The sequence below is a fragment of the Armatimonas sp. genome, assembly GCF_031410135.1.
Classification (GTDB): domain Bacteria; phylum Armatimonadota; class Armatimonadia; order Armatimonadales; family Armatimonadaceae; genus Armatimonas.
In genome coordinates this window covers 1-9,938 of the sequence record NZ_JANNYP010000629.1, presented here as the reverse complement: position 1 = coordinate 9,938, position 9,938 = coordinate 1, and the positions used below count along the sequence as shown (strand labels likewise).

General features: G+C 60.7%; 8 protein-coding genes. 7 read left to right on the top strand and 1 reads right to left on the bottom strand.

All coding sequences use genetic code 11. From position 1 onward, the window contains the following. Positions 1 to 523 precede the first annotated feature (523 nt). Complete coding sequence (locus RMO15_RS23040; RefSeq protein ID WP_309717845.1) at positions 524 to 2,002, top strand: PQQ-dependent sugar dehydrogenase; 1,479 nt, start codon at positions 524 to 526, stop codon at positions 2,000 to 2,002. Between the two features lie 17 nt (positions 2,003 to 2,019). Here the strand turns inward: RMO15_RS23040 and RMO15_RS23035 are convergent, their stop codons facing one another. Beyond that, a complete protein-coding gene (locus RMO15_RS23035) occupies positions 2,020 to 2,508 on the bottom strand; it encodes a hypothetical protein (protein WP_309717842.1) in 489 nt (162 codons plus the stop codon). A gap of 414 nt (positions 2,509 to 2,922) precedes the next feature. On the opposite strand from RMO15_RS23035, the gene RMO15_RS23030 reads away from it, so the two are divergent. The 6 genes from RMO15_RS23030 to RMO15_RS23005 form a co-directional block, all read left to right on the top strand. Then, positions 2,923 to 3,393: a hypothetical protein gene (locus RMO15_RS23030; RefSeq protein WP_309717839.1), complete on the top strand. Its 471-nt coding sequence runs from the start codon at positions 2,923 to 2,925 to the stop codon at positions 3,391 to 3,393. Between the two features lie 2 nt (positions 3,394 to 3,395). Then, on the top strand, positions 3,396 to 4,016 hold the full coding sequence (locus RMO15_RS23025; protein ID WP_309717835.1) for a redoxin domain-containing protein: 621 nt from the start codon (positions 3,396 to 3,398) through the stop codon (positions 4,014 to 4,016). 23 nt (positions 4,017 to 4,039) lie between these two features. Then, complete coding sequence (locus RMO15_RS23020) at positions 4,040 to 4,483, top strand: hypothetical protein (RefSeq protein WP_309717833.1); 444 nt, start codon at positions 4,040 to 4,042, stop codon at positions 4,481 to 4,483. 37 nt (positions 4,484 to 4,520) lie between these two features. After that, on the top strand, positions 4,521 to 5,756 hold the full coding sequence (locus RMO15_RS23015; RefSeq protein ID WP_309717831.1) for a TolC family protein: 1,236 nt from the start codon (positions 4,521 to 4,523) through the stop codon (positions 5,754 to 5,756). Then, positions 5,753 to 7,348 (top strand): efflux RND transporter periplasmic adaptor subunit, encoded by a 1,596-nt coding sequence (locus tag RMO15_RS23010; protein WP_309717828.1) that lies wholly within the window; start codon positions 5,753 to 5,755, stop codon positions 7,346 to 7,348. The genes RMO15_RS23015 and RMO15_RS23010 overlap by 4 nt, the downstream gene beginning before the upstream one ends. A 4-nt stretch (positions 7,349 to 7,352) precedes the next feature. Next, on the top strand, positions 7,353 to 9,938 hold a 2,586-nt coding region (locus RMO15_RS23005; RefSeq protein ID WP_309717826.1), incomplete at its 3' end, for a CusA/CzcA family heavy metal efflux RND transporter.

Below are 9,938 nucleotides of genomic sequence, written 5' to 3'. Positions count from 1 at the left end.
GCGGTGCATCGCTGGGATTCTGACGAGCAGGAGACGGCTCTCCGCCTCTGGCAACAAGGCAGACGAATTACACTCTGGATGCAGAATAAGGAAACTTTGGACCGGAACCATACCACTTTTCCTTATTCTGCATCCAGAGTGTAATTCGTCTGCCTTGTTGCCAGAGGCGGAGAGCCGTCTCCTGCTCGTCAGAATCCCAGCGATGCACCGCAAGCGTGTGCAATGCCCCTAAATGGTTTTCGATGGGAGGGATGATAATCACAACAGTCCTCTTAGGCGACGGCAAAGGGAAGATACTGACGGGCGGCAGGGGAGTGGAAGGCCAGGGCAATTTCTTGAGGCTCGACTTTGGCTTCGACAAGTAGGGTTGTGATCAATATCTTGTGCCATCGTTTCTCTTTACCAGGGTATCATTTTGTGGCAATAAGTACCTCCACATGATGCCCATTGAAGCCTCATGGAAGAGCGGGTATAACAGACGAGTTCATTGTGCTCCATTTCCTCATTGCGATTAAAAATATCTATGTTTAAATTATCTATTACACTCACACTCACGGCTTGTGCTTTTCTCTTGCTGCCTCTGGAAAAGAGCAGTAACGCGGAGCCTAGCAAGCAAGCTCCGCAGCAAACGGCGATCAACCTGACGCGGCTCTACAGTGACACTTGTGCGAAGTGCCATGGCGAGCAGGGCGAGGGCGGCGGCGCGGGGACGAAGACTCTCTTGACCCTGGAGAAGTTCGGCCCTCAGTATGACAAACTCTTCTTCGATGCCATCAAAAAAGGCGTCCCAGACATGGGGATGGATGCCTACGGCCCGACCATGAGCGATGAGACGATCTGGGGGCTGGTGGTGCACATCCGTGAGCTGCAAAACAAGTACACCGAGGCGCTGGTGGCGGGGCCGAAAGAGACCGAGGGGGTCTACACTTCCCAGCGCGCCAAGTTTCGCCTAGAGACCGTGGTGGAAAAAGGCAAGGGCCTCGCGGTGCCGTGGGGCCTCGACTGGCTCCCCGATGGCAAGATGCTAATCACCAACCGCCCCGGTGCGCTGCGCCTGTCCCAAAACGGCGAGGTCGGCCCGGAGATCACGGGGATTCCTGCCACCCGCGAGATTGGGCAGGGCGGGCTGATGGATGTGGCCGTGCACCCCAACTACGCCAAGAACGGCTGGGTCTATCTCGCCCTGACCGATCCGTCGCCCACCGATCCCAAGGCGGGAATGACCAAGATCGTGCGCGGCAAGCTCAAGATCGAGGGCCTCACCGCAGCGTGGTACGACGAACAAACAATTTACAAGAGCAAGCCCGAGACCTACAGCCCCAGCGGTGCGCACTTTGGCGCGCGCATTGTGTTTGATAAGAAAGGCCACGTGTTCTTTAGCCACGGCGAGCGGGGTAGCGGCGAGAAAGCGCAGGACCTGACGCTCCCCAATGGGAAGATCTTCCGGGTCAACGACGACGGCAGCATTCCCAAGGACAATCCTTTTGTGAAAGATCCCAATCAGCTCCCTGGGATCTGGAGCTGGGGACACCGCAACCCGCAGGGGCTCGTAATGGATCTCAAGGGCAATCTCTGGGACACGGAGCACGGCCCGCGTGGTGGAGACGAGCTCAACGTGATTCAGAAAGGCGCGAACTATGGCTGGCCGCTGATCGCCACCTCGATCAACTACAACGACTCCCCGCTGGTGCTGCCCTGGCCCAAAGAGGGTCAGAACTTCGCCCTACCGACTCTACGCTGGCTCCCAAGCATCGGTGCCTGTGGCCTGGATGTCGTCCAAGGTAGCGCCTTCCCCGAGTGGAAGGGCGATCTGGTGGCAGGGGGCCTCGCGGGCAACGGCCCGGTCTTTCGCATTCGGGTACAAAACGGCAAGGTCGTAGAGGAAGAGAAGCTCTTCTGGCGCCAGGGCCGCGTCCGCGATGTCGCTGTCGGCCCTGATGGGCTGGTCTATGTCGCACTGAATCAGCCCGATAAGATCATCCGCCTTGTCCCTGTGAAGTAAAGTGATCTCTTTACGAGCTAGGGCTTGAGGGGGATGTTCCAGGCAGCCAGGGGGCCGAAGCGGTTGCCGTGGGCTGCGACGATGCCGAGACGAAGCGGGATGCCACTGACCTGACCGACCGTGCTCACCAGCCCGACGTTGGCGTAGCGCCCGTCGAGCTGCACGGAGGCGGAGAAGTTTTTCCCGATGCGCCCGTTGATGCCCGCCAGCAGACGAAAGCGTGGCTCGCCGGTGATCTTCGCGGGGCCGATGTAGACGCTGGCGGGGAGGCCGGGGAGGGCTTTGCCAAAGGTCATAAAGGCCCCCTGACGTCCCCCGCCGAGTGAGTCGGTCATCAGGCCCAAGGTCGTGGAGGGGATTTTTGGGGTCTCGGGCGTGAGCGTATAGCTGAGCAAAGGCCGGACGTAGCCCTGCTTGTGCAAGTAGCCAAAGCCGACGGCGAGCCGGGGCGTGACGCCGTAGCGTAGAAAGGTCTCGGTCTTACCCGCGAGCCCCTCTGAGTGCATTGTGGAGAAGAAAAGATGCTTCTCCCTTACTGTGGCACCCGCCGAACCGGCGAGCGCTCCGCTTTGGGCGGAGTATCCGGAAGCCGGTCAGAGCGGTCAGCCGGAGGTCGTCTGTGCCTGACTGGCATGCGGGGTGAGTGTGAGGACAAGCGCTGCCAGACAAATCTTTGGTGTTCTATGCATGGTGAGGCAGTATACTGAGAAAACATCATGAAGACAATAGCATTTCTCGTGCTGGGCTGCGTAGCGCTTCTCCCTGGCATGGTCGGGGCGCAAGAGCAAAGTGGGCAGTCCGTCAAAGACAAGCTACGCTCGACACTCCCTCCGTGAACGGGCTGACCCGGTGAGGGATCGCCGCTCCGTGCGAGTGGTGTCGAGGGAAAGTTTCAGTTTGCGCAGCGCTACGTGGACACCGTGCAGGAGCGCCCCCGCTGGCGCACGACCCTGACCGGTCGGGTCTCGCCGCGCTTCCAGGTGGGAGTGGAGTTCAATGCCAATGCGCCCGAGGCGAAGCTCAATCCGGTGGGGAATTATTTTATCCAGCCGGAGAGCAACACGCGGCCTGGGATCGTGGCGGGCTTCTCCAGTGATCGGATCGGGACACCGCGCGGCATGAGCTACTTTGTCTCCGCGCAGAAGCAGCTCGGTGGGGAGAAGGGACGGATCGCGCCGTATGTGGGGCTGGCCTACTCCGAGTTTGGCAAGCAAGTTCTCGCACCGTTTGGGGCGAGCTTTGCACTACGCGACGATCTCGTGCTCCTGCCGATGTGCGATGGCAAGTACGGCCACACAACGCTTTCCTGGTTCAGCAAGCGCGGCGAGAGTGTGAGCCTGATTGCCGCGTTCAATAAGCGCGTCGGGATTGCCTTTGCGAGGAATTTTTAACGATGAGATGGTTTCAAGAAAAAGCACAACGTGTGACGGGCAAGCTCCCGGCAAAGGCACTCTGCCTGGTCTGCTCCCAGAGCGGCGAGGGTGAGGAGAAGCCTGCGGGTGCAGCGAGCTACAAGGGCAAGACCTACTACTTCTGCAACACGAGCGAGATCGAGCGTTTTTTAAAAGACCCCGAGGCCTACATCCCCGCTCCCATTCCACGTCCCGCGCCACCGTTTGCCCTGAAGACACCCAGCGGCGAGACAGTCACGCTAGACTCGCTGAAGGGCAAGCTGGTTTTAGTAGACTTCTGGGCGACCTGGTGCGATCCGTGTGTGAAGGCCATGCCCGACATGCAGAAGCTCCAGCTGAAGTACGCTGCGAAGAACTTCACCGTGGTGGGCATCTCGCTCGACGAAGAGGGGGCCAAAAAAGTGGTGCCGTTTCTGGCCAAGTCAAAAGTCAAGTTCACCTACCCGATCTTGCTTCATGGCGAGACGATCTGGCAGGCGTGGGGCGTGAAGTCTGTTCCATCGGTGCTCTTGGTCAAAGATGGCCAGATTTTCCAGCACTGGAGTGGGAAGATCAATATAAAAGAGATCGAGACCAAGCTTCGCGAAACGCTTGCATCCTGATTCGTTGGTATACTGGGCGAGAGATGCGAAGAGGCGGGTTCTTACAGCTACTGATTGCCTGTCTGGTGGTGTTCTCCACCAGTGTCCCCTCGCTTGCCTCGACGATAAGCTGGTTTTGTGACGGGCGGTTCTGTGGAGCACTTCTGTGTTGTTGCGAGCAGCCCGACCTGAGCGGGGCAGATGAAAACTGCCAGAAGCGAGAGAGTCCTGGCGAGACGCGAGAGCTATGCTCCTCAAGCTGTGGGTGTACACCGCTCCTCACCAACACACACGATCTCACGAGCGATCTTAAGCCTACGCTCGCCTCACTAGCTCCACCCGAGCCGAGCCTCGCCCATGCCTTTGGGCTCGTTGCTCCTCGCACCTGCGTCTCCTTGGTGTCAAGATGCCTCCCCGACTACCGAGGCCCACCTCTCCTCTCTCTTACCCTTCCCTCTGCAGAGATTCGTGGCCCACCTCCTTCCTGAAAAACACCGTCGCTATTTGTTTTTAGGAGGTTTTCGTTTGCTATTTTTTCTCTTTTTCCAAGAACCCACCCCACCCCTCACTCTCGATAGTGCGCTCCGGGAGGCGCTCCGCTCCCACCCCCGTGTGGAGGCACTCCGCCATGAGCTTGCGGCCCGGCTCCAGGCAGTCAAAGGTGCGCGGGTTCTCAAGGCTCCTAACATCCTGCTCTCGCCGGGGCTGACGAGCTTCTCGGGCACAACCGAGGAGCTGCTTGCACTTCAACCTCTGGAGGTCAATGGCACTCGCTCAGCCCGAACCGCCCTCGCCCTCGCGGAGCTCCATGGTGCTCAAGCAGAAGCACACTCGTCGCTCCTTGCCCTGTCTCACGAGGTTCAAAACGCAGTAGTCGCTCTGGAGCAGGCACGAGCACACCAGAAGCTCATCGAGGCTCAGATGAGCGATTCCAAGACACTGGAGGGCCTTGCGAAAAAACAAGTGGAGCTAGGGACGCGCCCCGGTATCGACCTAGAGACACTCGCACTGGAGACGCTGCGTGTCGAGAACCTGCTCACGCAGGCGAGAAGCGCAGTCAAGAGCGCCGAAACCAGCCTCAGCTTGCTCCTAGGGCGTCCCGGCGGCAGTGCGCTACCTGTGCTGGCACCACTGACGCTGCCCCCGCCTCCGCGTCCGATGGAAGCACTTCTTGCCTCAGCCCTCTCGCTGCGTTCTGAGCCCCAGCGGGCCGCTGCCGAGCGGGAAGGTTTGCAGGCGCAACAGAAGCTCCTCCAGGCCGAGGGAAAGCCCGACCTCTCCCCCATGGTTCGTGTCGGGAGCCTTTTTCGCGGAACGCCCCCCGGGAGCACAGGCAACGGCGCAGGCATTGGAGTCGCGCTCTCTCTCCCTCTGGATCACGGGAGCCGCCGCGCTCAGCAAGCCGGACTGAAGGAGCGCCTGGAGGCACAGAACAGCCGCCGTGAGGCCATCTCCCGCCAGATCGAGCACGAGGTGCGCGAGGCCGCAGAGAAGCTGACGGTTGCCCAGGTGATCCTGGCACGCTACGAGACCGAGGCGCACCCACGAGCCGAGCGCTTGCTTCGCGCCAGCAAGATCGGCTTTGAGGAGGGCAAGACCAGTGTCCTTGCCGTGATCGAGGCCCAGCGCACGCACCGGCTGATCCAAAGTGAGACACTCCAGGCACGCTATGATGTTCTGCGGGCCGCCGCCACGCTTGATAAGGCATGCGGCCTCTCTCCTCTCTCCCTACCGTTCCCCCTCCCTGAGGTGTATCCATGAAGAAACGAACACTGTATTGCCTGCTTGCGATTTTAGCGGGTTGTACTCCCCAAGAAGCCCCCCAAGAGGGAGAACCCAAAGCGACCCAGGAGAGAGCCCCCGTGGGCATCACGCTGGAAGGGGAGACGCTTGGGCTTGCGAACCTGGAGCTCGCCACAGCGGTTGCTAGCGATAGCACGGAGACGCTAAGTGTCACGGGCACTCTGGAGGCCGACCCTGCGGCGACGGCGATTGTGACATCGCGGGTCGAGGGCAAGATCATTCGACTGACTCCTAATGTCGGGGATGCGGTTGCCTCCGGAGCGGTGGTTGCTGTGATCGAGAGCGAGAAGCTCCACGAGGCCCAGCTCAGCTACGCCCTGGCGGTCAAGCGCTTGGAGGCGGCAAAAACAGATCTCACTCGGCGGCGCAAGCTGGCCGGACTGGGAGCGTATGGCCGTCCCAGTGTCGAGGAGGTTCGCAAGCAGGAGACCGAGGCGCAGGCAGCACTCGAGCGCAGCAAGAGCGAGGCGCGTAGCGCCGATGCCGCGCTTGCTGAGGTGCAGAGCAAGCGCACGTCGCAAGAGGCAGTCGTGGAGCAGGCCCGAACCGCCGAGCGGCTTGCCACCAGCCAGGTGGAATTCGCCGAGAGGCAAGTGGCTCGGAGTGAGCGGCTTTTAGCGGAGCAGCTCATCTCGCGGCAGGAGCATGAGCAGGCGCTTGGGGAGCGGGTCAAGACAGGGGCGGGACGTGAACATGCCTTGGCTGAGATCCGCGCGGCGCAGGCAAAGCTCGGGGAGGTTCAGGCCAGCATGGAGAGCGCTCTCACGCGTCGAGAAGCAGCACAAAAGGCCGTGGCGAGCGCCAGCAAGCAGCTCACGCTGGCGCAGCAGGCACTCGCGCGTGGGGAGGCGATCTACAAAGGCGGCTATCTCACCAGCCGCGAGGTCGCCGAGGCCGAGGCTGTTGTTGAGCAGGCACGGATCAGCACGGAGGGTGCTCTGGATGATGTGCAGCTCCTAGGCGGTCAGCCGGGTGACAACCACTCTATTCCCATACATGTCCCCTTTGCTGGACGTGTCTTAGAGCGCAAGGCCACTCTGGGGCAGACCGTGATGGCGGGGGAGTCTATCCTGACACTGGTGAATCCGCGCACGCTCTTTGCGCAGCTCGCACTCTTTCCCAGCGAGCTCACACGAGTCAAGCCGGGGCAGCCTGTGATGCTTAAGGTCGCGGGCCGTCGCATCGCGGGCACCATCGAGCGCCTTGGCGAGCTGGCCAACGAGAAGACCCGCACGGTAAAGGTCCTGGTGCGCGTGGACAACCCTGCTGGTGTGCTACGGCCTGGCCTCCCCGTTACGGCGACCATCGGTAGTCCGGCGAAGCGCTCTGTGCTCGTCCCTGCCGGAGCAGTGCAGACCCACAAGGGCAAGAAAGTGGTCTTTGTGCCGGGAGAAAAACCAGGGGAGTTTAAAGCCCAGCCCGTCGAGGTGGGAGTCACTCAGGACGGCAAGACGGAGATACGCTCAGGGCTCCTGCCTGGGGCTAAGTTTGTCGCCAAGAATGCCTTTCTGGTCAAGTCACAGGCCATGAAGAGTGAGCTAGGAGAGTAGCCAGATGATCGAAGCCCTGGTTCGGTTCTCACTAAAACAACGAGCCGTTGTCGTGCTACTTGCTCTGCTCCTTCTTGCAGTGGGGATATGGAACGCACGCCAGCTCCCTATTGATGCCGTGCCCGATATCACCAATGTACAAGTCCAAGTAAATGTCGTCGCGCCCGCACTCGGTGCCGAGGAAGTGGAGCGCCAGCTTACCTTCCCGCTTGAGATCGCGCTGGCGGGCCTGCCTCAGCTGGAAGAGACACGCTCGATCTCCCAGTTTGGCCTGAGCCAGATCGTCCTTGTCTTTGAGGAAGGCACGGAGCTCTACTCTATCCGTAACCTTGTCTCCCAGCGCCTTGAGGGAGTTAAAGAGCAGCTCCCGCCAGGGGTGAGAGCTGAGCTGGGGCCGGTGACCACAGGTCTTGGGGAGATCTACTACGCCCGCCTTGATAACCCCGACCTCTCTCTGATGGAGCGACGGAGCCTGATGGACTGGGTGGTGCGACCTGCGCTCCTCTCTGTGCCGGGGCTTGCGGAGGTCAATACCTGGGGCGGCGAGGTGCGCCAGGTGCAGGTTCAGCTCGATCCCCAGAAGCTCCAGTCGTTTGGCTTCTCCGTCCCTGATGTTCTGAAAGCCGTCGCGGAGTCCAACGAGAACGCGGGTGGGGCGGCGATCTCTCTGGGGGGTGAACAACAGCTGGTGCGTAGCGTGGGGACGCTCAGCGGTGCCGACGATCTCAAGAAAATCGTCCTTGGTGCCGCCGAAGGTGTGCCTGTCACCCTCGCGCAGGTTGCTGAGATCACCGATGCGCCGCTGGTTCGTCAGGGTGCTGTCACTGCCAATGGGGGCGGTGAGCAGGTCTATGCCATCAACCTTCTTCTGATAGGCCAGAATGGCCGCGTGGTTGTGGAGCGCACGAAAGAGCGGCTCCTCTCCATCGAGAAGTCTCTGCCGCCAGGCTCGAAGCTCCTAGGCTTCTTAGACCGCGCCGAGCTGATTGATCGAACCCTTCAGACTGCGATTCGAAATCTGATCGAGGGGGGCATCTTAGTTGTTGTCGTGCTCTTTCTCTTCCTGCTTCAGTTCCGAGCCGGGCTGATCGTCTCCACTGTGATCCCACTGGCGATGCTCATCGCCATTGTGGGGATGCGTGTTTTCCAGGTCTCGGCGAATCTGATGAGCCTGGGGGCGATCGACTTTGGTTTGATCGTCGATGGCGCAGTGATCATTGTCGAGAACACCGTGCGGCGGCTGGTCGAGGCGCGGCATGACGCAAACCGAGACCTAACCGAGCCGGAGCGTCACGACGTGATCTACCGCGCGGCATCGGAAGTTCTGAAGCCCTCGCTGGCAGGGGTGGTGATCATTATGGCGGCCTACCTTCCTATCCTGACACTAACGGGTGTGGAAGGCAAGATGTTTCGTCCGATGGGGCTGACGGTTCTCTTCGCACTCACCGGCGCACTGCTTCTCTCCCTCACGCTTGTGCCCGCACTCTGCTCGCTCTTTCTCAAGGTGCGCTCGGAGAAAGAGCACCCGGTTTTGCATAAACTAGAGAAAGCCTACCGCCCCTTGCTGGAGCAAACACTACGCTGGCCTCTCATTCCGGTGACGCTTGCCGCAGTCTTGCTAGGCATCTCGCTCTGGCTCTTTCCCCGCCTAGGAAGCGAGTTCATGCCACAGCTCGACGAGGGAGCGATCGCGGTGGAGGCAATCTACGCCCCTTCGATCTCTCTGGAGGAGGTCATTGAGCGAGCCGGTGTTGGGGAGCGCTTCCTTAAACAGAAGTTCCCCGATGAGATCAAGGAAGTCGTGACGCGTATCGGTCGTCCAGAGGTCGCCACCGACCCGATGCTCATCAACCAGACCGATATCTTGATTGATCTGAATCCGCCGTCGCAGTGGAAAAAGGCGAAAACCAAAGACGAGCTGGTGGAGAAAGTCGCGGCTGAGCTGGACAAGCTCCCCGGCGTCGCAACCTCACTGACCCAGCCGATCCAGATGCGCATGGGTGAGCTTCTGGCAGGCGTTGGGCAGCGCTCCGATCTCGGGATACAGCTCTTTGGTCCTGATCCTAAGGTGCTCGCCAGCGAGGCGGACAAGCTCGCCAAGCTGATCGCCAGCGTACCCGGCGCGGTAGATGTCCGAGCGGAGACGACCCAGGGCCTGCCCCAGCTCAGAATCGCGCTGGATCGGGATGCCATCGCTCATTACGGCGTGCATATCTCCGATGTCAACGCCACCCTTGCGGCGGCAGTGGGGGGGCAAGTCGCCACGACCCTCTCCGATGGGGCAACTCGGGTCGCTGTCTCAGTACGACTCCAAGAGCGCTTCCGCTCCACCCCCGAGGCCATCGGGCAGATTCCGGTTGCCATTGGCGAGGGAAGCCATGTGCCCCTTTCGCAGCTCGCCCGGATCTCGTCGGTGGAGGGACCGGTGCAGATCTCGCGCGAGAACGGGCAGCGACGAATCACGGTGCAGTCCAATGTCCGTGGGCGCGACCTAGGCTCGCTTGCGGAGGACGTGAAAAAGAAGCTGGATCAAGAGTACAAGGTGCCTGTGGGGTATCGCCTGGAGTTCGCAGGGACATTCGAGCAGCTC

Bases quoted from the DNA above. Each gene is read 5' to 3' on its own strand.
- RMO15_RS23035 (WP_309717842.1), bottom strand. From the start codon at position 2,508: ATGCACTCAGAGGGGCTCGCGGGTAAGACCGAGACCTTTCTACGCTAC.
- RMO15_RS23040 (WP_309717845.1), top strand. From the start codon at position 524: ATGTTTAAATTATCTATTACACTCACACTCACGGCTTGTGCTTTTCTC.
- RMO15_RS23025 (WP_309717835.1), top strand. From the start codon at position 3,396: ATGAGATGGTTTCAAGAAAAAGCACAACGTGTGACGGGCAAGCTCCCG.
- RMO15_RS23010 (WP_309717828.1), top strand. From the start codon at position 5,753: ATGAAGAAACGAACACTGTATTGCCTGCTTGCGATTTTAGCGGGTTGT.
- RMO15_RS23020 (WP_309717833.1), top strand. From the start codon at position 4,040: ATGCGAAGAGGCGGGTTCTTACAGCTACTGATTGCCTGTCTGGTGGTG.